General features: G+C 73.0%; 15 protein-coding genes. 2 read left to right on the forward strand and 13 right to left on the reverse strand.

Features of this window, described 5'->3' with window-relative positions:
• The first annotated feature begins 53 nt into the window (after positions 1 to 53).
• Positions 54 to 1,052, forward strand: a complete 999-nt coding sequence (locus tag FHX80_RS10315) for a helix-turn-helix transcriptional regulator (RefSeq protein ID WP_145763923.1) — start codon at positions 54 to 56, stop codon at positions 1,050 to 1,052.
• A 616-nt stretch (positions 1,053 to 1,668) separates the two neighbouring features.
• Here FHX80_RS10315 and FHX80_RS10325 read toward each other — a convergent pair.
• Positions 1,669 to 2,934: an amidohydrolase gene (locus tag FHX80_RS10325; protein WP_208764620.1), complete on the reverse strand. Its 1,266-nt coding sequence runs from the start codon at positions 2,932 to 2,934 to the stop codon at positions 1,669 to 1,671.
• Positions 2,935 to 3,142: 208 nt separating this feature from the next.
• On the opposite strand from FHX80_RS10325, the gene FHX80_RS10330 reads away from it, so the two are divergent.
• Complete coding sequence (locus FHX80_RS10330) at positions 3,143 to 3,319, forward strand: thiazolylpeptide-type bacteriocin (RefSeq protein WP_073790073.1); 177 nt, start codon at positions 3,143 to 3,145, stop codon at positions 3,317 to 3,319.
• A gap of 99 nt (positions 3,320 to 3,418) precedes the next feature.
• Here the strand turns inward: FHX80_RS10330 and FHX80_RS10335 are convergent, their stop codons facing one another.
• The 12 genes from FHX80_RS10335 to FHX80_RS10390 form a co-directional block, all read right to left on the reverse strand.
• A complete protein-coding gene (locus tag FHX80_RS10335; protein ID WP_145763924.1) occupies positions 3,419 to 5,407 on the reverse strand; it encodes a TOMM precursor leader peptide-binding protein in 1,989 nt (662 codons plus the stop codon).
• Complete coding sequence (locus FHX80_RS10340) at positions 5,404 to 6,159, reverse strand: ABC transporter permease (RefSeq protein ID WP_145763925.1); 756 nt, start codon at positions 6,157 to 6,159, stop codon at positions 5,404 to 5,406. Before FHX80_RS10340 ends, FHX80_RS10335 begins: the two co-directional genes overlap by 4 nt.
• 275 nt (positions 6,160 to 6,434) lie before the next feature.
• Entirely contained in the window at positions 6,435 to 7,403 is a 969-nt protein-coding gene (locus tag FHX80_RS10345; protein WP_145763926.1) for an ABC transporter ATP-binding protein, read from the reverse strand.
• Between the two features lie 43 nt (positions 7,404 to 7,446).
• Entirely contained in the window at positions 7,447 to 8,586 is a 1,140-nt protein-coding gene (locus tag FHX80_RS10350; protein ID WP_145763927.1) for a M50 family metallopeptidase, read from the reverse strand.
• Entirely contained in the window at positions 8,583 to 9,653 is a 1,071-nt protein-coding gene (locus tag FHX80_RS10355; protein WP_145763928.1) for a lantibiotic dehydratase C-terminal domain-containing protein, read from the reverse strand. The genes FHX80_RS10350 and FHX80_RS10355 overlap by 4 nt, the downstream gene beginning before the upstream one ends.
• Positions 9,650 to 12,370: a lantibiotic dehydratase gene (locus FHX80_RS10360; RefSeq protein ID WP_145763929.1), complete on the reverse strand. Its 2,721-nt coding sequence runs from the start codon at positions 12,368 to 12,370 to the stop codon at positions 9,650 to 9,652. The genes FHX80_RS10355 and FHX80_RS10360 overlap by 4 nt, the downstream gene beginning before the upstream one ends.
• A 73-nt stretch (positions 12,371 to 12,443) precedes the next feature.
• On the reverse strand, positions 12,444 to 14,030 hold the full coding sequence (locus FHX80_RS10365) for a nitroreductase family protein (protein ID WP_145763930.1): 1,587 nt from the start codon (positions 14,028 to 14,030) through the stop codon (positions 12,444 to 12,446).
• 28 nt (positions 14,031 to 14,058) lie between these two features.
• A complete protein-coding gene (locus tag FHX80_RS10370) occupies positions 14,059 to 16,023 on the reverse strand; it encodes a TOMM precursor leader peptide-binding protein (protein WP_145763931.1) in 1,965 nt (654 codons plus the stop codon).
• Positions 16,013 to 18,238, reverse strand: a complete 2,226-nt coding sequence (locus FHX80_RS10375) for a TOMM precursor leader peptide-binding protein (RefSeq protein ID WP_145763932.1) — start codon at positions 18,236 to 18,238, stop codon at positions 16,013 to 16,015. Before FHX80_RS10375 ends, FHX80_RS10370 begins: the two co-directional genes overlap by 11 nt.
• 4 nt (positions 18,239 to 18,242) lie before the next feature.
• The gene (locus tag FHX80_RS10380; RefSeq protein ID WP_145767197.1) at positions 18,243 to 20,012 is read right to left on the reverse strand and encodes an AfsR/SARP family transcriptional regulator; all 1,770 of its coding nucleotides are present in this window, start codon (positions 20,010 to 20,012) and stop codon (positions 18,243 to 18,245) included.
• Positions 20,013 to 20,505: 493 nt separating this feature from the next.
• The gene (locus FHX80_RS10385; protein ID WP_145763933.1) at positions 20,506 to 23,085 is read right to left on the reverse strand and encodes an ABC transporter permease; all 2,580 of its coding nucleotides are present in this window, start codon (positions 23,083 to 23,085) and stop codon (positions 20,506 to 20,508) included.
• Complete coding sequence (locus tag FHX80_RS10390) at positions 23,082 to 23,870, reverse strand: ABC transporter ATP-binding protein (RefSeq protein WP_145763934.1); 789 nt, start codon at positions 23,868 to 23,870, stop codon at positions 23,082 to 23,084. The genes FHX80_RS10385 and FHX80_RS10390 overlap by 4 nt, the downstream gene beginning before the upstream one ends.
• Positions 23,871 to 24,139: the final 269 nt, after the last annotated feature.

Raw genomic sequence — 24,139 nt, forward strand, 5'->3', positions numbered from 1 at the left:
AACGGAAATACCCGAAATTTCGGCTGCACATGGACCAGGCAGTGGGGGTACACGTGGGCAAGAACGAGATGTCCGTACTCGGGGTCTCGGAGGCCGAGGAGGACGTCTACCGGCACTTCCTCCGCAATCCCGGCGCCGGTACCGACGGTCTGCACCTACTGCTGCACATCGACGCCCAGGCGTTACACGCCTGCGTCGCCCGGCTCCGGGAGCTCGGGCTGCTCCACCCCGAGAACCATGGCCCGGGGATTTTTCCGACAGATCCGGACACCGCGCTGGCCCGGCTGGTCGACCTGCGGCTGAATATCCTCCACCAGGAGCTGCAGCAGGTCACCCGATCACGCCACCTCATTGATGGTCTACGCGCGGAGCAGGGCGGCCGAAGACCGCCACCGGTGGGCATCGAGCAGCTGGAGGGGGCGGACCGGATACGTGACCGGATCGACGACCTCGCGTTCTTCGCCCGGGACGAGATCCTCTCCGTGGAGCCGTACACCAGGCTCTCCCCCGAGAGCATCGCCCGCTCCCGCCCCATGGACCTGCGATGTCTGCGGCGCGGCGTACGCATCCGGTCCGTCGTCGCGCGCACCGCACTGGAGGATCCGGCGACGGCCGCCCATCTGCGGGAGCTGGCCGCGCACGGCGCCGCGATCCGGGTCACGTCCGACACCACCGAGCGGCTGCTCGTGTACGACCGACGGACCGCCCTCGTCCCGCTGGACCCGCGCGACCCCTCACGGGGCGTGCTGCTCGCCCAACGCAGCGGCCTGGTCTCCAACATCGTCGCGCTCTTCGAGAAGATCTGGGACCAGTGCGTGGACCTCGCACGCGCCGACGACGAGGGCGGCGGCCCGGCGGACGCGGCTCTGTCCGGGGCCGAGCGGCGGGTGCTCGTGTCGATGTGCACCGTGGGCAAGGACGAGGCGGGCGCCCGTGAGCTGGGGGTCTCGGTACGGACCTACCGGCGTCATGTCGCCGAGCTGATACAGATGCTCGGCGCCTCGAGCCGGGCCCAGGCGGCGCTGCTGGCTCGGGAGCGCGGCTGGGTGTGACGGGGGTGGGTGCGACAGGGGCGGGTGTGACGGGGGTGGGTGCGACAGGGGCGGGCATGACAGGGGCGGTTGCGGCACGGGTGGTTGCGGCACGGGAGGGCAGCCGGTGACTGGCGCCGGCCACGCGCGGGGCGGTCGTGGCGGTGCCGTGCGACGGCCCTCACCGCTCCCCCGCACCGTCTGCCCGGCCCGCCTCCGCCCAGCCCCCCTCCGTCCGGCTCCCCCACCGCCCAGCCCGCCAGGGCCCGGTCGGCCAGGACCCCGCGTACGGTGCGGCGGACCGTGCCCCGGTCCGCCGAGGGCCTTGGGGCGATCCGCAGCATGATCCGGTCCGACGTCACGGAACGCGGTGCGCAGTCCCAGTGGGTCGGCAGCAGGCTCAGCAGGCGCAGGACGGTGGTCCCGCCGGCCGGGGCGGTGCGGTCGACGCGCACGGCCACCAGGTCGACATGGGCTAAGACCCGGCCGGAGGCATCGCCGGGTGCGTAGCCGGGGCCTTCTCCGGGGGCGTGTCCGGGGACATGGCCGCGGAGACGGTCGGGGACATGGGCGGGGGCGTCTTCGGGGACATGGCCGTGGGCCGGGTCCGTGCCGTGATCCCGCCCGGCCCCGCTCATCACCGGCCGTTCCCCTCGCCGTCCAGGATCCGCCGGGCCGCCGACGCCATCGCCGTGATCCCGGTCGGCAGCGCGGTGCGCAGGTCGGGGGCGAACTCCGGTGCGTGGTTGGCCGGTACGGGCGGTCCACCGGCTCTGGCCGCGCGCCACGGCCCGACCCCGGTGACACCGAGCATCCAGTACACCGTCGCCACCCCCTGTCCACCGAACCACGCGAAGTCCTCGGTTGCCGTGAGGGGCCCGCAGTCCGTGACCCGGTCCGGCCCGAACAGGGCCTCGTGCGCCCCGCGCACGGCGGCGGTGGCGGCGGGGTCCGGCAGCAGCGCGGGCGACCGCGAGGTGACCGTGAGGTCGGGTTCCCGCACACAGCCGGACGCGGCGGACTCGGCCCGCACGACCCGCTCCGCGGCCGCCGCCATCCGGTCGACCACCGGATCGGACAACGCCCTGATGCACAGGGAGAGTTCAGCGGTGTCCGGGATCACGTTGCCGCGTTCACCGGCATGGATCGAACCGACGGTCAGCACCGCGTGCTCGGCCGGGGACGTCTCCCGGGAGACCACCGACTGGAGCCGCATCACGGTGGCGGCCGCCGCCAGTACCGGATCGACGGTGAGGTGCGGGGTGCCCGCATGACCGCCCCTGCCGTACAGCGTGACGTCCAGCGCCGTACTGGCCGCCAGCAGCGGGGTGCGGAAGTCCGCCGCGTGCGCCAGGGTGCCGGCCGGGGCGGGCGAGGTGTGCTGGGCGAGGACGGCGTCCGGGGTGCCGAACCGTTCGTACAGCCCGTCCGCCAGCATCGCCCGCGCACCGCACAGGGTCTCCTCGGCGGGCTGGCCCACCACCAGGACGGTGCCGCGCCACGCGGAGCGCGTACGGGCCAGCTCGGCCACCGCGCCGCCGGCCGCCGCGAGGTGGAGGTCGTGGCCGCAGGCGTGCATCACACCGGGCACGGTGCTCGCGTAGGCCAGGCCGGTCCGCTCGGTCACCGGGAGGGCGTCGAGCTCGGCACGGATCATCACGGTGGGACCCTCGCCGTTGCGCAGCACACCGACGACACCGTGGCCGCCACCGACCCCTCGGGTGACGGTGCAGCCGCTCGCCTCCAGCCGGGCCGCGAACCGGTCCGCGGTGCGCAGTTCGGCCCCGGAGAGCTCGGGGTGGGCGTGCACGTCGAGACAGAACTCCAGCGCGGGGCGCAGCACCTCACGGGAGACGGCCGGGGGCCGGGGCGGGGCGGGGGTCTCCTTCACACGGGCTGGCACAGGGGCTCGCCTCTTCCGCTCAGTGGGTCTCGGTACCGAGCCTGCGCCGCCTCCGCGGCGTGAGTCCGGTGTTCCGCTGTCACCGGGTGCCAGCGGGGTGACAGCGAAACCGCGGCCGATCTGACAGCGGCCGGGGCTGGAATGCCATCAGCGCAGGGGAACGGTGCCGGAACAGCCGGTCCGCCCCCATGAACCCGAGGAGACCATCATGGCCCCCAAGACCGAGCTCGCCACCCTCGCCGACGAGATCCTGGAGCTGGAGTCGGAGACCTTCGAGATCTCGGACTACTCGGACGCCGCGGAGGTCGTGCTCGCCGGCTCCACGTCCTGCTCCTCGACGTCGACCTGCTCCAGCACCACCAGCACCACCTCCTGCTGCGCCTGATCCACGCCCGGCCGGTACGCACGGCGGCAGCCCCCTCGCGAACTGTGCGCGAGGGGGCTGTCGCATGCCGGGCCGGCGCCGTCCCGCCTCCCCCCGATGTCACGGGAAGGGGTGCGGCACGCGCTTGACCGCGGCCTCCGGCAGTTCGTCCGCGCGTCGGCCGGCCGCTTGCAGCGCGGTCCGCAGCCGGGGCATCAGCAACGCCCGCTGCCGTGTCCAGCCGAAGTCGAGCGGCAGCAGGCCGGGCACGATCGTGGCGACGGTGTGCAGACCCATCCGGCGCTGCTCGGGGGTGGTCTGGTCGACGGCGATGACATCGTGCCCGGCGGCGACGAGCCCGTCCCGCAGCAGGTTCAGATCGTCCAGCAGGTCCCCGGTGCGCGGTCGCCGCGCCTGCCAGTCGGCGAAGGTCGCGTCCAGGGTCCGTACACCGACGGGCTCCAGGTACTCCCTGGCATGAGGGGACATCGCGGGCAGGCCGTACAGCTGGGCGTGGTCCTTCAGCTGACGCACCCGGGTGAAGTCGGCTGACATGGCGGTGAGTTCGTCGTAGCGCTCGGCCACCTGGTAGGGCAGGTGCGGGATGTACGTGAGCACTTCGGACAGGGCCGACTCGACGGCTCCCTCCGGGTCGAATCCGGCCGCCGCGGCGAACGACAGCGTTCCCGGGCCGCCGTCCCGGCGCACGGCGAGCGCGGTGACGACGGGGATGTCGAGGTCCATCCGGGTGTCGAAGGCGTGGACGTCGTAGCCCTGGAGCCCGGCCCGGTCGATCATGCTGCGAACTGCGGCGGAGCGGCAGGTGGTGAGGTCGATCGCGGTCAGCGGGGTGCGGCCGTACCAGGCGAGGAGGAAGGCGTCCCGCTCGATGAGTTCGAGGAGCCCGAACAGAATCGCCTCCTGCAGACTGCCGCCGGTGGCACAGCCGTTGGAGCACTCGAAGACGAAGTTGTCGGCCTCGACGCCGGCGCTGTAGTGGGCCAGTCTGGCGGGTACGAGGACGGGGCGGTCCGTGCGCAGGGAGTGGGCCCACACCCACGGGATGGGCCGGTCCGGGTCGAACGGGGAGACCATCGGGTCGTCCGCGTAGGTCCGCGGGGCGTAGAAGCCGCAGTCGGCGGGGTTCAGCGCCCGGTCCGCGAGGTTGGTCCAGCTGTCGACCACGGGTGAGGTGCCGCGTCGGCGCGTGGTGCCCGCGTACCGTTCCAGACCCTCCAGGTGGGCGAGGACGCGGCTGGTGGCGTAGCTGTTGGCCTGGCCGCTCCACGTCACGTCGTTGAGTCCGGCGTAGCCGCGCACGAAGTGCGTACCGGCGACCGGGGCGGTGGTGGTGGACGTCGGGTTGATCCAGGTGTCGGCTCCGAGGGCGCCGCACACCGGGTTGGCGAGCGCGGCCGTCGGCAGCGCGTAGGAGGAGAGGGAGCGCAGCCGGTAGCCGTCCGGGTCGGGTTTGGGCGCCGGGCCCAGCGTCATCCGGGCCGCCTCGGCGGTGTCCGGGACCTCGTGGACGCAGTGCGGGCACAGGGGTTCGGGCAGCAGGGGGAAGGTGGCGGTGGCCAGGGTCGCCAGGTCGATCCGGGTGACCCGGGGCAGCGCCCGGTCGGCGGGGGACGCCTCCGGGGTGTCGTGGCCGCCGCCCAGGACCGCGCGGTAGACGGCCCAGGCCGCGTCGACGGTGTACCCGGTGAGCACCGGCCAGTGGGTGGCGCCGCGCGGTGCGCGGCCGAGTTCCAGCGCCTCGCGCTCGGAGCGGCTGCGCAGCCGCTGCCAGCGCATGGCGAGGCACTGCCCGCAGGCGGTCGCGGTGCCGTCGCCGCCCCAGGGGCCGATGAGCACGGCCCGCGAGGTGAGCTGGACGTTGGCGGCCGGGCGGCTGTCCGCGTACGGGTCGGGGAGGCCGTGACCGAGGGTGTCGGCGGCGCCCAGCGGGACGACGAGAGGGGCGGGGAGCGTTCCGGTCGCGGTCAACCGCGCGTACCTGGCAGTCAGTTCGTGCTGAAGTCCGGTGCGGGCCGACTCCAGTGGGCTCTCCCCGGGCAGCGGGCGGGCGGCGGCCGGTGTGGTGGCGGTAGCGGTGGCTGTGTTCATGACTTGTCGCTCCAGCGGAAGGTCCTCGCCGCGATCACGCACAGGACGACGGCGAATCCGGCCAGCACCGCGCAGGACAGTGCGATGTCGCCGGTGGTGCCGTCGCCGGTGAGTGCTCCGGAGATCCCGTCGTTGAGGTAGCGCAGCGGCAGGACGTACGACAGGTTCTGCATCCAGGTCGGCATGGAGTCCAGCGGGAAGAACGAGCCCGACAGGAACGCCATCGGAACCATCAGGCAGTTGGCCACGGCGGCGACCGCCTCCGGTGTGCTCGCGCTGCTGCCGACGATGACCCCTATCGCGAGGAAGGCCGTGATGCCGATGACCAGGACCGGCAGGACGAGCGGCCAGCGGCCGGCCGGCTGGAGGCCGAACACCGGCAGCAGGGAGACCGAGACGAAGAGCACGGCCTGCACGGCCCCGATGCCGATCGCCAGGACGTAGCGGGAGGCGAGGATGGCGGAGAGCGGGGTCGGGGTCATCCGGATGAGGCGCAGGACGTCGTCGCGCCGCCACTGCATGAGGGTGAAGCCGACGCTGAAGACGGCCGCGTTCCCGATGCCCCAGGACAGCACGCCGGGGGCGATGTAGTTGATGTACGGCCTGCCGCTCTCCTCGACCGTCTGGCCGTGGAAGATCAGGCCGAAGACCACCAGGAAGACGAGCGGGAAGGCGAACGTGAAGAACAGGGTGGTCTTGTCGCGTGTACAGGCCCGGTATCCGGCCGTGGTCAGCGCCGCGTATGCGCTCATCGGGGTCTCCGTATCGCTGGGAGCGGGGGTGGTGGGGACGGGGGTGGCGGAAGTCGGACGGGACCCCGCGAGCCGGGTGTGGTCCGAACGAGGGGGAACTGCGGACGGGGTCTAAGGGCTGTCCCGTCATCCCTGATGGATCAGCGCACGGCGTCAGATGCGGTGCATCGCAAGGCGGAGGGGCGTCCGCATACTGGATGTATTCGGGCGTTCCGACAACGCGGCGAGGTGCCGTAGCTGTCGTCGTGCGCCCGCCAGGGATGACGGGACAGCCCTTAGGGCTGGGGCGGGCCGTTGTTCGCGCCCGTGAGCGTCAGATAGACGTCCTCAAGGCTCGCCGTGCGTGTCTGTACGCCCTGGAGACCGATCAGCTGGTCGATCGTGGAGAGCACCCGGCCCGATTCGAGGGTCTCCAGCACGAGTGCGTCGGGTTCCTCGGTGACCCGGTCGACGCCGTCGATCTCGCGGGCCCGGGCGGCGTCCAGCCGGCCCGGCGGGATCAGCAGCCGGGTGGTGGGGTTCGAGCCGGCGATGAGCCGGGCCGGGCTGTCCAGGGCGGCGATGGAACCGTCGACGATGATGGCGACGCGGTCGCAGAGCGCCTCGGCCTCGTCCAGGTGGTGGGTGGTGTAGATGATGGTGCGGCCCTCCCCCTTGAGTTCGCGCAGCACGTGCCACAGATCCCGTCGGGCCTGCGGGTCGAGGGCGGCGGTCGGCTCGTCGAGGAAGATCAGTTCCGGTTCGTGGACCAGTGCGGAGGCGATCGCGAGCCGCTGGCGCCGGCCGCCGGACAGGTCGCCGACCCGGGTGTCGCCGTGTTCGGTGAGGCCGACGGAGGCCAGGGCGCGTTCGGCCGCCGCGTCGTCCGTCCGGTACAGCGCCGCCACCGTGCGCAGGTGCTCGCGGGCGGTGAGCCTGACGAAGAACGCCGAGCTCTGGGTCTGTACGCCGAGCCGGGGCAGCAGCGCGGCGTTGCGCGGCCAGGGGCTGCCGCCGAGGACGTTCACGGTCCCGGAGTCGGCCTTGCGCTGGCCCTCCATGATCTCCACGAGTGTGGTCTTGCCCGCCCCGTTGGGGCCGACCAGGCCGAAGAACTCGCCGCACGGCACGGTGAGCGACACCCCGTCGACGGCATGGGTGTCGCCGTACCGCTTGTGCACACCGTCGAGGACGACGGCGGCCGGGTGGTCGCGGTCCGGGCCGGGCTGGGCTCCGGAGGCGGTGGACGGGGCGGTGCGGGTCATGGGCTTCTCCTTGTCCGCCGCTGATCGGCGGGTCGGGCGGCGGTCAGGCGGGGAGCAGGTGGACAACGGCCGCGACGACGGCGGCGAGGACCAGGACGAGGGCGAGTACCGCGCACGTCCCGTAGCCGAGATACGCGGTCCGGGCGCGCCGCGGATAACCGGCGGCGGCCGGGTCGCGGCGTGCGGCCAGGCGCAGATACGTGACGGTCGAGGCGGCCAGTTCGGTGGCCCCGCACAGCTGGCCGGCGATCCGGTAGCCGTCGAGCGGCGGAAGGGGCACCAGCATGGCGAGTGCCTGGGCGCTGCCGAGGAGCAGCAGCGCGCCGAACGCGTCGTGCGTGGGGTCGTCGAGGGGGGCGAACAGCCACAGGGCGCAGAACGGCAGCAGGAACAGCAGGTTCATCACCGCTCCGGCGAGCGCGGTGTTGATGCGCTGCCGGCGGGAGCCCAGGTACAGGTAGTTGTCCACAGTGCAGTACATGATGAGCACGGGGAAGCGCCAACGCAGGCCGATCTCGGCGACCTTGCCGCCGTTGTGCCGGGCGACCACGGCGTGGGCCAGTTCGTGCAGGGCGGTGCTGAACCAGAGCAGTGTGGCGAGTCCGGTCAGCAGCACCGGATTGGTGAAGACCTCGCGGGTGGCCTGGAGGAGTTCGCCCGCCCGCAGGGCGATGACCGCCTCCATCGCCACGAGGGCCGTGAGCAGCGGCACCATCCATCCCGGGGCGAGGAGGAAGCCCACGGCCCGGTGCAGCCGGGCCGCGGTGGCGTCCGCGTCGGCGACCAGCCGGATGCTGCCGCGCAGGACGCCTCGTCGGGGCGTCGCGGACGCGGACGGTCCGGGGCCGCCCGCGGCTTCGGCGGACGTCCGGGCGGGGGCCCCGGTCAGCAGGCCGCGGGTGCCGAGCATCCGGAGGATCTGCTGCCAGCGGGTGTGGTCGAGCCGGCGGCCGTAGGCCTGCGCGTACGCCTCGCCGATCTCCCCGAGGGTGTGCTCGCCGTCCATCCGGGCGATGAGGAAGTGCTCCTTGGGGCCGACCTTGAAGGAGCTGTCGCTGTCGGTGTCCTTGATCAGGTGCACCGTCGCGGCGCCGTGCAGCAGCGCATCGCTGAGCAGGACTCCGGGCCGCAGTGCGGGCCGGTACGCGGCGAGGGCGTCGGCGCCGGGCGCCGCGGCACTCATCCGGACTCCCGCAGGGCGCGGCCGAGCACGTGCGAGAGGTAGGCCTCGTCCCTGATCGTCACATGCAGCCGATTGTTGGTCATGTGCATGTACGGGGAGAGGAGCATCGGCAGCGCGGCCGACGGGGCGGTGACCCGCTCCTCGCCGTCGCCGTCGCCCTCTCCGTCGCGTGACGGGAACACCAGATCGCCGTCGCGGGCCAGCGCGACCACCCGCTCCCGGAGTTCGGCGCAGTGCTCGGCCCATCCCGCGAGGAAGCCGGGCAGCCGGGCGGCGCCGCCCTCGCCCGCCGTGGCGGCGCGGACGCGGTCGAAGCGGGAGGCGAGGCCGGCGGCCATCGAGGCGTAGTTGCTGTCGTACTCGTCACTGCCGATGAAGCCGGTCCCGGGGAACGCCCGGTGCCAGAACTCGTAGTAGCTGTCGAGGTAGTCGGCCAGCTTCTGCCGGTCGGGCAGGAAGGTCGCCGACATCACCATCATCAACTGGGCGGAGGTGCCCAGCAGTACGGTCCGCAGGTGCAGGTTCTTCGACCGGAAGGCGTCGATGACCAGGTCGCTGGAGTGCCGGAAGTGCCATTCGGCCAGCTCGATCCCGGCCGGGCCACCGTACTTGGCGTACTCCGGTTCGTACCTCTCGTCACTGCGCGAGTTGTTGGGGCGCAGGTTCATCCGGCCCCGGTCGTCCATGTACGCGCCGCGTTCGGCGCCGGGGAACTCGATGTCGAACAGGGCGTTGTAGAACTCGTTGAGGAACCCCGAGTCCACTTCGTACAGGGCGGGGCGTTCGGTCAGGAACGCGTCGAGGGCCTCCTCCGTGCGGCGCCGGACCTCTGCCTCGGCCTCCGGGCAGGAGGGCCTGATCCGCAGCCTCACGTGCGGACCCTCCAGCCAGTAGTTGATGAAGAAGTACCCCGCGAGCAGCCCGTCGGCCTCCAGTGCGGCGATCAGGGGGCGGATGCAGTGCGTGAGCATGGGGCGGGGGTTGGCGGCGTAGAAGATGTGGGTGGCCTGCCAGGCTCCCGCCCGGCGGGTGTCCGCGGGGGCGGGGCCGGTGAGGGCTGAGCTCATGGGTGGTTCCTCTCTCGGGCGGGGGCGAGGGTCTCCAGCGCGAGCTCGGCGACGTGGTGGCCGTGGGCGGAGACGGTGTGCAGGGAGTCCTCGTCGGGCAGCATTTCCCGGAACACGACCCGCGCCCCGGGGTTCTTGACCAGCGCCTCGAACGCCGCCAGCGAAAGCGGGCTGTCGAAGTCCAGGTAGCTCGGCTTGGCCCCGGTCGCCCCGCGCGCCCCGCCGTCCGAGACGGTGACGAACACCCGGTCCGGCAGGGCGTGGGCGCGGCGGAACGCGTGCCAGTCCAGGAACCACGCGTCGTCCGCCGTCCCGGGCCCGCGCAGCGGCAGGGCCGTGGCGGGCGCGGTCCAGCTGCGCCGGCTGAGCACCACGCTGCCGTGCCGGACACGCGGCCTGCTGGTCACCCCGTCGACGGGGGCGCCCTCGGGGACGCCGCCCCAGACGTGGAGCGGGGACATCGAGGTCGGTGAGAGCAGCAGCAGGGTGCGGGGCAGTTCGGGCAGCGCGAGCGGGACGAGGTAGCCGAGGTAGACCGGGATGACCTCCTTGTCCAGGCGGGTGGAGCGCAGCGTGAGCCGGTCGGTGTCCGGGTCGTGGACGAGGTACAGGTCGTCCAGGTGGATGCGGCGGTCCGGGGGCAGGGTGCCGCGCTCGCCGGGGCAGACGATCTCGTACCCGGTGAGCCGGCCGTGCAGGTTGAGGTTGCTGGTGACGGGTCCCCCGGTGACCTCGGCGAGGACGGCGCCCTCGGGCACGAGGGGTGTGGTGGCGTCGAGGAGTTGCTCGTCCAGGCCGTCGAAGAGATGGGTGAACCGGCTGAACGGGAAGGACACCCCGCCGTAGGAACGGTTCAGGACGACCAGCGGATCGACGGGCCGGTCCACGATCTGCACATGGTGCGTGAGCGGGGTGAAGTCGGTTGCCAGCGGTTCGAGTTCGGCGGCGACCTCGGCGAGGAAGCCCTCGTCGATCCGGATCTCGTCCGGGACCGGGCCCGGGGCCGACGTGGTGGCCGCCCACAGGGCGCGCATCCGCTCGACGAAGGCCAGCCGGGCCGTGTCGAGGGCCTTGAGCTGCGGCAGGGAGAGCCAGTTCTCCTCGGGTACGTAGTTCCCGTCCTCGTCGAACGTGGTGTGCTTCGAGGTGAACGAGATGTACTGGTCGAAGAAGTCCTCGTGGAAGTCGTGGACGAGTTTCAGCAGGTCGTCGCAGCGCCCGCCCTGCCCGTAGCGGGCGAGGAAGAACCCCCTGAACGTGACGCGCTGCGGCAGCGTGAGGTCGAAGGCGGGCAGGACGCGCTCCACGGCGCCGAGCGGACCGGCGGCCAGCCGCTCCCAGTCCGGGGCGGACAGCCGGGCCGTGTGCCCGGCCGCCGCGTCCTCGTAGAGCAGGGTCTGCGGGACCTTCGCCGCGGCGGCCCCGAGCTCCTCCTCCTGGAGGGTGCGCAGCGAGGTGCGCACCTCGTCGAGCAGTGCCCGCCGCCCGGCCGGGTCCGCGTCCGCGAACCGGTCGATGCAGGACATCGGGGTGTCCAGGCGTGCGGCCAGCCGGTCCGCCCAGGGGCGGCCGAGCCCTCGCAGGGAGGACTGGAAGGCGCCCAGCGGGTCGGTGTCGTGGACCTCGGTGCGCAGGCACGGGACCTGCACCATGCCGAGGTCCAGGAGTGCCTTGAGGTACTGGGCGCACTCCTCGTCACCGGCCCCCCGGTCCGCGGCCAGCCAGCTCACCAGCTCGCCGTAGCGCAGGGTGCCGTGCTCCTCGAACATGGCGAGGAGCCGTTCCAGGGTGCCGCTGCGGTGGAGGAAGAACAGCCGGTCCTTCACCGCGTCGAAGGTGACGGCGGTGTCCTCGTCGCCCTGGGTGACCCAGCGGCGCACATAGCGGACCCGGTCGTCGTCGCGGCCCCAGCCGGAGGCCGGGGCGACCGGCAGGTCGGCCCGGCGCACCGGATCGGCGATCACCGCTTCGGCGAGCCGGCCGACGGCCACCACGTTGAGCCGGATGCGCCCGCTCCAGACGTCGTCGACCCGGACACCGAGCCCGCCGCCGTCCGCGTCCGGTTCACCGAGGGTGCCAAGTGCCACCCCGGTGAACGTGGAGAAGGGGCTGGTCTTGCAGGCCGTGCGGTACACGTAGGAGAGCAGCGAGCGTTCGATCTTGCGCTGCTTGCGGTCGGGGTTCGGGACGCCGCCGTTTCTTGTGTACGCGTCGAGCTGGGCGTCCAGCGTGGGTGACGCCAGCAGCAGCCCGTTGCGCAGCCGCTCCTCGCCCGCGGTCCGGCGCAGCGCCTCGCGGGCCCGGCCGGTCTCCTCGGCGAGCAGCCCGGCGCCGGCGGCCCGGTGCTCGTCCAGCCGCCGCCGGGTGGTCAGCCAGTCGGCCAGTGCCGCGGCCGCTGCCGGGTCGAGGCCCCGCACCACGGCGAGGGCCCGCTCGGCGGCGTCGGGGCGGGGCAGCCGGTTGTTGAAGACGTCGCGGCGCAGCTTGAGCAGCGTCCGGCGCAGCGCCTCGTCCTCGGTGCCGCCGACCAGGCCGTGGATCAGGTCGCCGAGCGCCTCGCCCCCGGCCCGCAACCGCTCGGTGGAGACGAGGAGTTCATCGGCCCAGCGGCGGCTCTCCGGGCAGCGCAGCGCCTGCACGCTCTCCACCGGCAGTCCGGCGACCCGCAGCATGAAGCGGGGCCGGGTGACGGCGGTGGGTGGGTTGTCCGGGGTCATTTCGGGGCTTCCCCTTCCGGTTGCGGGCATCGTCGAAGGTGGTGGGGCTCGCGGCCTCCCCGTGGGGCGGCCGTCAGGCGATCTCGTACCGGAAGTCGGCCGGGGCGGGCCGCTCGTTGCCGATCATCATGATCAGCAGCGGTGCCTCACCCGTCGCCTCGAGTCCGAGCTCCTCGGCGTACGAGAGGTTGTCGAAGCCGAGCGCCACCCCGCAGCCGGTGTGCACGGCGGACGCGGCGGTGTACACGGTCTGGGCGATCGCGCCGACGATGGCGTTGACCAGGCGGTATCCCCGGTCGCCGACGGCGTCGAGCACGGCGTGGGTACGGACGGTGGGCACCAGGACGGCGCCCGCCTGTTCCAGGTTGTAGTTCGTCAGGAAGTAGTTGCGCTGGAGGAACTCGCCGGGCCGGCCCGCCTTCACCAGGCGCAGGCTGTGTGCCTCGGGGTCGTACTCGTACGCCCCGGGGGTGAGCGACTCGACATGGCTGACGAACGCGTAGAGCTTCGCCAGCCGCTGCCCGCCGTCGTCCCCGCCGATCCGCGAACCGGCCGCGGCGGCTGCCAGGCAGGACGCCAACTGGCCTGCGGTCAGCGGGTGCTGGGCATCGAAGCGGCCGAAGCTGCTGCGCCGGTCGCGCAGGGCGGTGCGCACGTCGGTGCCGAGCGGCCCGGCAGGCGGCAGCGCCACCTCGGGGCGGGTCCGGTCCACGGGGTTCGCCGCCGCGGGGGCGAGGTCCGCAGGGGCCGGCCGGTCCGCGGCGTGCCCGGCGGTGACCGCCTGCATCCGGCGCAGCGCGTCGAAGGTGAGCACGGTGCGCGACCGCTCCTGGTCCCGGTGGCGTACGGAGGCCTCGGCGGGCGGGGCGGGGACCGGCTCCCGGCGGGGGCCGGTGCCCGCCCACTTCAGCGGGACGACGGCGAAGAGGCCCTCCTCCTGCGTGTCCACGCCGAGCAGCCGCCCGAGCCGCTCCTCGTCGAACCAGAGCGCGGGCTCGACGGACAGCCCCCGGGCGCCCGCCCACATCCGCCAGGTCTGGAGGCACGCGCCGAGGTCCATGGACACGGCGTGGAAGGAGAAGTTGTTGTACTTGAAGGCGTTCTGCCAGTACTTGATGCCCAGGACCAGGTACTGGTCGGTGTCCGGCCCCGGCGCGCCGTCCCCGAGCGCGGCCCGCACCTCGTGCGACACCTCGCCGGTCAGCAGCCGCTGCATGGCGTGGTGGCGGGTGGAGTAGTAGTGCACGCCCGGCGGTACGGGCCCGCTCGCCCCGGACACCCAGTACACGCTGACCGGGTAGAGGCCGCCGCCGGAGGCGGAGCCCCGGGACCAGTTGGCGAGCGGGTAGTGCGGCAGGGCGCTCAGGTCGGTGTTGGCCTGGACGCCGAGCCTGCGGCCGGTCAGCCCGTACGAGTCACGGAGCATTCCGGAGAGCGCCGGAAGGTCGAACTCCCCGTCCCTGGCGGCGTCCTGGTCCAGGCCGCGGTCGAGCGAGGCGTCGGCCGGGTAGCCGGACGCGGGCAGCGGCATGCTGTCGACGCCCGGGTAGTGCTTGCCCTTGCGCGGGCCGTCCGCCCAGTTCGGCACGTAGTCCACCGGCTCCATCGGGACCCGGTTTCGCTGGAGGATCGCGTCGGCGTATTCATGGGCGTACCCCATGGCAGGCTCCTTGGTCACGGGTGACGGATCACGGGAAGGGGTGAGGGGCGAGGTTGAGTTCGGCGTCGGTGAGTTCGCCCGGACGCAGCCCGGCCGCACCCAGCGCGGTACGCAGCCTCGGCATGTCCAGCGCCCGCTGCCGCGTCCAGCCGAAGTCGATCGGCAGCAGCCCCGGCACGATGACGGAGACCGTGGTCAGGCCCAGTTCACGCTGTTCCGGCATGGTCTGGTCGACGACGATCACGTCGAAGCCGGCGGCGGTGACCGCGTCCACGCAACTCGCCAGGTCCTCCCGCAGGTCGTCGGAGACGGGGGGCACGGAGCCGTCCCCGTACAGCTCGGCGAAGGACCGGGCGGGCGGGCGCGGCGCTCCCGGTTCGCCGATCAGGAAGTGGGCGTGGCTGCCCATCTCGGGGATTCCGTAGGCCAGCGGGTGGTCGTGCAGCGCCTCGACCCGCCCGAAGTCGTCGGCCATGGCGCGCAGCCGGGGCAGCTCGCGCTCGGTGCGGCGCCGGAGGTTCACGGCGTCGGTGGCGATCTCGCAGAGCGCACCGGCCAGCGCCGCCTCCGGGTCGAGTCCGGCGCCCGCGCCGAAGCACATCCGGCCGAGGCCGCCGTCGGGCCGCACCGCGACACCGGTGACGACGGGGACGGGGAAGGAGATCCGGGTGTCGAAGAAGCGGGCCTCGTAGCCGTACATCTCCAGCCGGTCGACCATCTGCCGGGTGGCCGGTCGGCGGCTGGTGCGCGGATCGATCTCGGGCAGGGCGGCCCGCCCGTACCAGGTCAGCAGGAACGCGTCGCGTTCGATGACCTCCATCAGGCCGAAGTAGACGGCCTCCTCCAGGCAGCCGCCCGAGGCGCAGCCGTTGGAGCTCTCCTGCACGAAGCGGTTCTCCAGGCCGGGTGCGTGGTAGTACGTGAGGACTTCCGGGACCAGGACCGGGTGGTTGTCGCGCAGCGAGTAGCCGTGCACCCACGGGATCTCGCGGTCCGGGGTGAACGGCGGGACGTGCGGGTTGGCGCGGTGGAAGGCGTCGGAGTACAGCCCGCAGACGCGCGGGTCGAGGGCCCGCTCACCACGATCGCGCAGCGCGTCCAGCGAACCGCGGGTCTGTGCGCGCTTGGCCCGGGAACGCATGCCCGCGTACCGCTCCAGGCCTTCGAGCACCCCGATCCGCATGCTCTCGGCGAAGGTGTCGGCGTGACCGCCCCAGTACGTCTCGCGCAGGTACTCGCCCGAGCGCATGGAGAAGCAGCCGATGGTGGCCGAGGTCGACGTCGAGGAGACGTCCTGCACGACGGAGGGGCCGAGCGAGCCGCAGACGGGGTTGGCGTACGGCTCGACGGGCAGTTCGTACGTCTCGATGTCGCGGACCCGGAAAGTGCCGGGCCGGGCCTTGGGGGCGGGCCGCAGGGTGAGCACGGCGGCCTCGGCCGTGTCCGGTTCGACGTGTCCGCAGCGCGGGCACTCCGGGTCGGGCACGAGCGGGTAGTGCCGGACCGTCAGGGTCTCCAGGTCCACCAGGTGCACGGCGGGGAAGGCGCCGGTGTCCGGTCCGTCCCCGGCGGTTCTGGCGGCGACGAGGCCCGCGAGGGTGTGGGCGGCGAACGGTGTGATGTAGGGGGATTCCCCGGCCGCCCTGGTGCCGGAGCCGAGCTCCAGGGCCTCGCGCAGTGCGACGGACCGGACGGCCTGCCAGCGCCGTTCGAGGCAGTGGGCACAGGGCTGCGGGCCGCTCCCACGTGCGGTCGTGAACGGGCCGACGACGGCGTGCCTGCCGTAGAAGCGGACGGGCACGGCGGCGGTGGTGTCGGGGGCGGGGCCGGCCGGGGCGGCCCCGGGCGCGAACGCGTCGCGTACGCCGAGCGGCGCGACGTCCAGCGGCGGCGGTGTGCCGTGCCGGCTCAGCGCGTCGTGCAGGAGCTCCGTGAGCAGGCGCGCGGACTCCTGCGCCGGGCCGGCGGCACGCACGGGCGTCTCAACGGGCATCGGGGGCTCCCGCGCCGTCCACCGTGAGCAGCACCCTGGCCGTGGCGATGCCGGCCGCCGCGAGGTCCGCCGGGGTGGTGTCCACGTACAGCGCGTCGCGTCCGGCGCGCCGCAGCCGCTCCAGCACCGCGTCGAACGTGGTCTCCGGCCCGCCCGCCGTGACCGGGGCGCCGGTCACCGCGACGGCCGCGGCGGCGAGATCGCGGACCAGCGGGTCGCCCAGGTCCACGACGCCCGCCGGGTCCTCGGCGGCCAGCTGCGCCTGCCCCAGGAGATCCCGCAGCGCCGCGCAGACCGCCGCCCGGCGCGAGAGGCCCGCACCGATCGCCCAACGCCCGTGCCCCGAGGGTCCGTCGGCCTCACGGGCCAGCACCGCGTGGGCCGAGGTGCGCTCCGCCTCACCGAGGTCGAGCAGTTCCACCGCGAGGTCCAGGTTGGCCGCGGACTTCAGCAGGAACACCAGCTCCGGGTCCTCCCCGTCGGCGGCGACCGGGCTGACGGCCGTGCCGCCGCGGACCGCCCGCAGCAGCGCGTCGTGCGCCAGGGCCGACATCAGGCCGGTGCCCGCGGCCTCCCGCGCACCGGGGCCGGCGCCCGATCCGGCGGAGGTCGCGAGGTGCACCCGGTGGTGGTTGCGCGCCCCGAAGGTCCGCACCGCCTCGGCGGGCACCCGCACGGGCTCCTTGGTGAGCAGCGAGGTCGCGACGGTCCAGGCGGCCGGGGTCGCGCCGCTGCCGCCGAAGGTGGTGAACGCCTCGGGACCCAGCACCCGGTCCGCCCCGGCCCGCGTGTCCGTCGACCCGGCCGGCGGGACCACGTGCTCGACGTACGCGGCCGCGGCGGCGTACAGCGCCCGCATCCGCGCACCGGCCAGATGGTGCACGTCGAAGGCGGCGACCAGCCGCCGCACCCCCGCACCGAGCGCCACCTCGACCCGGCTGACCTTCAGCGGGGTCTGGGTCAGCGCCTCGTCGTCGTACCGGCTGAAGACCCCGGTGTACGGGCGGACCAGCGCCGTGCTGATCCGGTTCAGCTCCTCGACCATCGCCTCCGCGTCCCGGGCCGTCTCGACCGTCGCGGTGACCGGCAGCGCCAGTGCGTCCGGCAGTGCGGCGGGCGGCTGCCCGGTGTCGAGCGCGGCGCAGCGGACGCAGCGCGGGTGGGGCCGCACGGGTTCGGCCCGCACGTCCAGCGAGGCCAGGTCCTGGACCAGTACCTGGCCGTCGGTCTCGGCGGGCAGCGCGCCGGTGGCGATGCGGAAGATCTCGTAGCCGATGAGGTTGCCGACCATCGCGGCGACCGGACCGGACACCCGGTCGCCGGACTCCGGGGTGGCGCCCGCGGCCTCACCCCACAGCGCGGCGGCGTCGGCGGCGGACACGTTGCCGCCGAGCCGCAGCACCGCGCAGGACCAGCAGCCGGTGGAGCCGGTGGTGGCGAGCGGGCCGACGACCACGCGCTCGCCGAACATCCAGGCGGGTATCAGGGTGCGGCCCCCGGGTATCCCGGCGGCCAGCAGCCGGTGGGTGCGCGCTCCGGCCCCGGTGCCGGTCACCACGACGACGTCGTACCCGTCGAGCGCGTCCCAGCCCGCTCCGGCACCGGCGTCGAGGCGGTCGGCCCGCGCCCCGGCCCGCGCCGCCTCGGCCGTGATCTCGTCGGACTCCGTCATCGTGCCGATCCGCGCGCACCCGTTGCGCAGCAGGCTCAGCGCGCACCAGTGGGCGATCTCGTCGTCGCCGAGCACGGCGACCCGGGTGGCACGGAAGCGGGCGAAGCGTTCGGGTGCGCCGTCGGCGTAGTGGTCGACGTACGCGATCTGCGCCGCGAACCGTTCCGCGGCGGCCTCGTCCGGCACCGGGTCCGCCGCGCCCGGCGGCTCGGGCACGTCACGGGCGAAGCCGCGCTCGTACAGCGTCTTGACCAGTTCGGCGGCCATCGCGCGCTGGGCCGGTCCGAACCCGGCGCAGAGTTCGGCGAGCCGGTGGTGGCCGGTCAGGTGCGGGACGACGAGGGTGGCGAAGCGGTAGGCGGTGCGGCCGGTCAGGTGGAAGCCGCCGTCGGCGTTGTGGAAGAGCACCCCGCCGGGGGTCTCGGTGAACAGCACGTCCCGTCGGATGCGCGGCCGGGTCTCGGCGAGCGCGTCGAACGTACCGGTCCCGGCCGGGCCGGCAACGGCGTTCGAGGGTGCGGCAATCGGGGTGTTCGCGGCCATGGGGTCACACCTTCTCTGTGCGGCGGATGTGTTCCGGGGCGGTTCTGCGTACATAGCTGCGGAGCAGTTCATGGACCCGGTACGGGCCCGGCGGGCCGTCCTCCAGCAGTCCGGCGTCGGCCAGCTGTTCCAGGACCGTCTCGGTCACGGCCGGGCTGTCTTCGGGGGCGAAGGTGTCCCCCGGCGCCGCCGCGACCCGCTGGAACGCCTCGGACAGCCGGGGTCCCAGCCGGTTCAGCGCGCCGTCGAGCAGGGCCCGCACGGAGATGTCCGGCGAGTCCGTCAGGGTGAGCCGGGCCAGCGGGTCCTCGCCCAGCCAGCCGACGGCGTCGGCGAGCCGCAGCCCCGGCCGGGTCAGCAGCCGGGCCGTCAGGATCCGCAGGGCGAAGGGGAAGTGCCCGCACAGCCGGGCGAGGCGGTGCGCCGCGTCCGGTTCCTCCTCGACCCGCTCGGCACCGAGCACCGACAGCAGCAGGGCGTACGACTCCGCCTCGGTGAAGGCGGTGAGCCGGTGCACCCATCCGCCGTGGGTGGCGATGAGCCCGGCGAGCCCCATCCGGCTGGTCGTGATCACGGCCCCCTGCGCGCCGGCGATCGCGGGCAGCAGCGGGCGCACCTGATCGGCGTCGACCACGTCGTCCAGGACCAGCAGGACGCGTTCGCCGTCCGGCCCGGCCCGCAAGGCGTCGGACACCTCCGCGGCGATGTCGTCGGACCGGCGCGCCCCGCCGTCCGGACGGGTCATCGGCACCAGCCACCGGCCGCCGGGGAAGGCGTCCCGCACGAGGTGCGCCACATGGTGCGCGAGCGCCGACTTGCCGATGCCGGGCGGCCCCGACACCAGGACGGTGAGCGGGTGCGGGGCCTCTTCGCCGGGTTCGGCGGGGGCGGTGAGCCGGGCCACCATGGCGGCGGTCTCGGCCTCCCGGCCGGTGAAGTTGGGCACGGCGGGCACCGGACCGGCACCGCGGTCGGTGGCTGCCCCGGCCTCGGCGGTGCGCACCGGGGCGGCGGCCGGGCCGTGCCCCGTGCCGAGGTCCTCACCCCGCAGGATCGCCAGCTCCAGCTGCTGGAGGGCGGGCGACGGGTCGACTCCCAGCTCGTCCAGCAGGAACGCCTTGACCCTGCGGTACTCGGCAAGGGCCTGCGACTGGCGCCCCGTTCGGTAAAGGGCCTCGATCAACTGCTCGTGGAGCCGTTCGTTCTCCGGGTACGCCCGGGTGGCGGACCAGAGTTCGACCAGCGCCTCCCCGCAGCGTCCCAGCCGCAGCAGCAGATCGCAGACCCGCTCCACGCTGCGCAGCCGCTCCTCCGCCAGGCGGGGGACCTCGTCCCGGTGCAGCACGTCGGAGCGCACATTAGTCAGCAGCGAGCCCTGCCAGAGCGACAGCGCGTCCTTCAGGGTGCTGAGCTCCGCGTCCGGGTCGTCCGACAGGGTCACCGCCCGGCGCACCTGGTCCCGGAAGCCGAGCAGGTCCAGCGTGTGCGGCGCGGCGGTGATCCGGTAGCCGCCGGGCACGGCCTCGATCACCGTCCCGGTCACACCGTGCCGGGTGAAGAGCCGGCGCAGCCGCAGTACACAGGTCTGCAGGGCGGCCTTGGCGGTGACGGGCTGTTCCTCGCCCCACACGGCCCGCTGGAGGTATTCGGCGGAGACCACGGTGTTGGCGTGCAGCAGCAGCGCGGCCAGCAGGACGGTCGGCTTCGACGGCTGGAGCACCACGGCCTCGTGGCCGTCCGCGAGGGTCAGCGGCCCGAGCAGCTGGAACCGCATCACGGCCGCCTACTCCCAGCCGTTGGCCGGCTCGTGCTCCCGGCCGGGCACGACGGGAACGGGGGCTGCGGAAACGGGGGCCGCGGAAGTGCGGGCCGCGAGAAAGGCCGCGGGGTGTGCGGCACCGTCCGGCTGCCGCGAAAGCGAGGACCTGGACACGATTCCCTCCGGCGGTTGCGTACGGCCGGGGGTTCCCGGCAGCACGACGATGCCAGCGGGCAGCGGGAAGGGGTCCGTGCCGCCGTGTCAGCTTGCTGCACGGCCGCGGCAGCTTCGTGCAGCCCGCTCGAAGAGGCGCGGGGGTACGTCCCGTCCGCCCCCGGTACGTCCCTGATGCGTCCCCGATGCGTCCCTGGTACGCATCGCTGCGCACCTCGTACGCACCGGTGGGAGGGCGGCTGTGCGCGGGTGTCCGCGGACACGGATCCGGCCCCGGGGCGTTTGGAGGAACGTCCCGGGGCCGGAGGTGTTTCAGTCTACGGTGAGCGCCGCCTCACCCGTCCGTGGCGATGGCGTTCAGGACGTTCATCCGGCCGGCCCGGAACGCCGGGACCAGCGCGGCGAACAGTCCGACGAAGGCCGAGGCGACGAAGACCGTGATGATGGTCGGCCACGGGATCTCCAGGACGCCGAAGCCCTCCAGGGCCAGCAGCTTCTGGGCCGAGGTGCCCCAGCCCATTCCGAGGCCGAGGCCGAGCAGCGCGCCGAACAGGGCGATGACCACGGACTCCAGCCTGATCATCCGGCGCAGCTGGCGGCGGGAGAGGCCGATGGCGCGCATCAGGCCGATCTCGCGGGTCCGCTCGACGACCGAGAGGGCCAGGGTGTTCACGACTCCGAGGACCGCGACGATGATCGCCAGGGCGAGCAGGCCGTACACGATGTTCAGGAGCTGGCCGATCTGGTCCTTCAGGCTCTGCTTGAAGTCGGCCTGGTTCTGCACCTTGTACTGCGGGTACGGGGCGAGTGAGCTCTTGAGGGCGGCGTACGCCTCCTTCTCCTTGCCGTCCCGCGCCTTGGCGAACATGATCAGGTTCTTGGGCATCTTGTCGGCGGGGACGTACCGCTGGGCCGTCGTGGTGTTCATGTACATGGAGCCCTGGTCCACGCTCGTGTCGTCCGAGGTGATCGCGGCGACCTTCAGCTTCGCCGTGGCACCCGCCTTGAACGCGACGGTGATCGTGTCACCGACCTTGATCCCGTGCGCGGTGGCGTAGCCGTCGCCGACCGACATCGCGTCCTTGCCGTAGGCCGCGGGCAGGTCACCGGCGACGGTCTCGCGCCGCAGGTCCTGCGGGTACGTCGGGTCGGCGGCGGTGACGTGCTGGTCCGTCGTCGAACCGTCGGGGTTGGTGAGCTTCGCGCCGAGGACCTTGTAGTTCGTGACGTGTTCGATGCCGGGTGCGGTCGTCAGCGCCTCGGCGGCCTGCGGGACGATCAGCTGGCCGTTGGACGACTGCATGATGAAGTCCGCGCCCACCGACTTGTCCAGCTCGTCGGTGGCCGAGGCGACCATCGAGGAGCCCACCACCGAGAGGCAGGCCACCAGCGCGAGGCCGATCATCAGCGCCGCACCGGTCGCTCCGGTGCGCCGCGGGTTGCGCAGCGCGTTGCGCTCCGCCAGCCGGCCGACCGGGCCGAACAGCCGCAGTACGATGACGCTGAGGGCCCGCACCACGACACCGGCGAGCAGCGGGCCGATCACGATGAAGCCGATGAGGGTGAGGACCACGCCCAGGCCGAGGAAGAGCGAGCCGTCGCTCGCCTTGTCCGCCTGCGCGGTCGCCCACAGGGCCGCCGCGCCCGATCCGGTGAGGACCAGGCCGATTCCGGCCCTGAGCCAACCCGACTTGGCGTCCGCCGGGGTCCCGGAGTCGCGCAGGGCGGCCATCGGGGAGACCTTGCCGGCCCGGCGGGCCGGCAGGTACGCGGCGAGCACGGTCACGACGATGCCGAGCGCGAGCCCGATCACCGGGGTAGTCCAGGCGACGGTGAGGTCCTGGGTGGACAGCTCCATGCCGACGGCGCCCATGACCTTCATCAGCCCGACGGCGAGGCCGACCCCGGCGGCGACGCCGAGGAGGGATCCGACGATGCCCAGGAGCACCGCCTCCAGCAGCACGGACCGGTTGACCTGCTTGCGGCTGGAGCCGATGGCCCGCATCAGGCCGATCTCGCGGGTGCGCTGGGCGACCAGCATCGAGAAGGTGTTGACGATCAGGAAGATGCCGACGAGGAAGGCGATCCCGGCGAAGCCGAGCATCGCGTACTTCATGACGTCGAGGAACGAGCCCATGGAGTCCTTGTTGGCGTCCGCGGCCTCCTGCTGGGTCTGGAGCTTGTACGCGGCCGAGCCGTCCAGGGCGGTGGCGACGTTCCGCTTCAACGTGCCGTCGTCGACACCGGGTTCGGCGGTGACGGAGACATGGGTGAAGACGTCGGGGCGGCCGAGCAGCTTCTGCTGGGCGGTGGCCGTGTCGAGGTAGACGATCGCGGCGCCCGGGTTGGTGACCTTGAAGGCGGCGATGCCGCTGATCCTCGCCCTGATGTCGCCGGTGACGGCGATGGTGCGCAGCTCGTCGCCGATCTTCAGGTGGTGCTTCTCGGCGGTGTCGGCGTCGATCATCACCTCGGTCGGGCCGCGCGGGGCGTGGCCGGAGGTGATCTCCATCGAGCGCAGGTCGTTGTTCGTCCAGTTGCCGGCGATCGTCGGGGCTCCGGTCTCGGAGCCCATGTTCTTGTTGTGGCTGTCGACGACGGTGACGGCCATGCTGGAGACGGCGCCCTCGGCGTCCTTCACCCCGTCGGCCTTGGCGACCCGGGCGACGACGGAGGCGGGCAGCGATTCGGGCTTGCCGTTCTGCGGGGTTTCGTCGGTCCTGGCGGACTTCGGGATGACGGTGACATCGGCCGAGGTCGCGGCGAAGAGCTTGTCGAACGTGGTGTTCATCGTGTCGGTGAAGACGAGCGTGCCGCACACGAACGCCACCGACAGCAGGACGGCGACGGCGGAGAGCGCCATCCGGCCCTTGTGCGCGAAGAAGTTGCGCATCGAGGTCTTCCAGACGGTCATGAGGTCCGCCCGCGCGCGTCGAAGTCCTTCATCCGGTCGAGCACCTGGTCGGCGGTCGGGTTGAGCATCTCGTCGACGATGCGGCCGTCCGCGAGGTACAGCACCCGGTCCGCGTAGGAGGCGGCGACCGGGTCGTGGGTGACCATGACGATGGTCTGGCCCAGCTCGTCGACGGACTTGCGCAGGAAGTCGAGCACCTCGGCGCCGGCCCGTGAGTCCAGGTTCCCGGTCGGCTCGTCACCGAAGATGATCTCCGGCTGGCCGGCGAGCGCCCGCGCCACCGCGACGCGCTGCTGCTGGCCGCCGGAGAGCTCGGTCGGCCGGTGCTTGAGCCGGTCGGAGAGGCCCACGGTCTCCACGACCTGCCGCAGCCAGGCGGCGTCCGGCTTGCGGCCCGCGATGTCCATCGGCAGCGTGATGTTCTCCAGCGCGTTGAGCGTCGGCAGGAGGTTGAACGCCTGGAAGATGAACCCGATGCGGTCGCGCCGGAGTTGGGTGAGCTTCTTGTCCTTGAGGCCGGTGATCTCGGTCTCGGCGAGGTGGATCTGGCCGGACGTCACGGTGTCCAGGCCGGCCAGGCAGTGCATCAGTGTCGACTTGCCGGAGCCGGACGGGCCCATGATGGCCGTGAACTGGCCGCGGGCGATGTCCACGTCGACGTGGTCGAGCGCGACGACCCGGGTCTCCCCCGCCCCGTACGCCTTGACGACCTGCCGCGCTCGCGCAGCAACAGCCGTACGCCTTCCAGTGCCCCCGTGCCTGGGAATGGTTACAGCCGTTGTCACGGTTTATCTCCTATGTCCGTCAGCGCCTTGTTGTCGCTGCTCGCTCTGAGTCTGCTGGTTGGAGGGGGTCCGGCGCGCTGGTGCCCAGCGCAGTCTTCGGGTGGGGTTTTCCCCACCCCGCCTCCTGCGGTCAGCCGCAATCGCGGTGCGTTCGCGCCGCTCTCGCAGTGCGTTCGCGTCGCATGAACCACGCTACGGAGAGGGCGGGGCCGGAGCGTCCTCCGCCGGGAGGAACGGCCCCTGGACAGAAGTAAGGAGCCACCCCTAGG

Source organism: Streptomyces brevispora (assembly GCF_007829885.1).
Classification (GTDB): Bacteria; Actinomycetota; Actinomycetes; order Streptomycetales; family Streptomycetaceae; genus Streptomyces; species Streptomyces brevispora.

Excerpts from the sequence above, each read along its gene's own strand:
- FHX80_RS10350 (WP_145763927.1), bottom strand. The coding sequence starts at position 8,586 with ATGAGTGCCGCGGCGCCCGGCGCCGACGCCCTCGCCGCGTACCGGCCC.
- FHX80_RS10365 (WP_145763930.1), bottom strand. The coding sequence starts at position 14,030 with ATGGGGTACGCCCATGAATACGCCGACGCGATCCTCCAGCGAAACCGG.
- FHX80_RS10355 (WP_145763928.1), bottom strand. The coding sequence starts at position 9,653 with ATGAGCTCAGCCCTCACCGGCCCCGCCCCCGCGGACACCCGCCGGGCG.
- FHX80_RS10385 (WP_145763933.1), bottom strand. The coding sequence starts at position 23,085 with ATGACCGTCTGGAAGACCTCGATGCGCAACTTCTTCGCGCACAAGGGC.
- FHX80_RS10330 (WP_073790073.1), top strand. The coding sequence starts at position 3,143 with ATGGCCCCCAAGACCGAGCTCGCCACCCTCGCCGACGAGATCCTGGAG.
- FHX80_RS10345 (WP_145763926.1), bottom strand. The coding sequence starts at position 7,403 with ATGACCCGCACCGCCCCGTCCACCGCCTCCGGAGCCCAGCCCGGCCCG.
- FHX80_RS10375 (WP_145763932.1), bottom strand. The coding sequence starts at position 18,238 with ATGGCCGCGAACACCCCGATTGCCGCACCCTCGAACGCCGTTGCCGGC.
- FHX80_RS10335 (WP_145763924.1), bottom strand. The coding sequence starts at position 5,407 with ATGAACACAGCCACCGCTACCGCCACCACACCGGCCGCCGCCCGCCCG.
- FHX80_RS10340 (WP_145763925.1), bottom strand. The coding sequence starts at position 6,159 with ATGAGCGCATACGCGGCGCTGACCACGGCCGGATACCGGGCCTGTACA.
- FHX80_RS10360 (WP_145763929.1), bottom strand. The coding sequence starts at position 12,370 with ATGACCCCGGACAACCCACCCACCGCCGTCACCCGGCCCCGCTTCATG.
- FHX80_RS10380 (WP_145767197.1), bottom strand. The coding sequence starts at position 20,012 with ATGCGGTTCCAGCTGCTCGGGCCGCTGACCCTCGCGGACGGCCACGAG.
- FHX80_RS10370 (WP_145763931.1), bottom strand. The coding sequence starts at position 16,023 with ATGCCCGTTGAGACGCCCGTGCGTGCCGCCGGCCCGGCGCAGGAGTCC.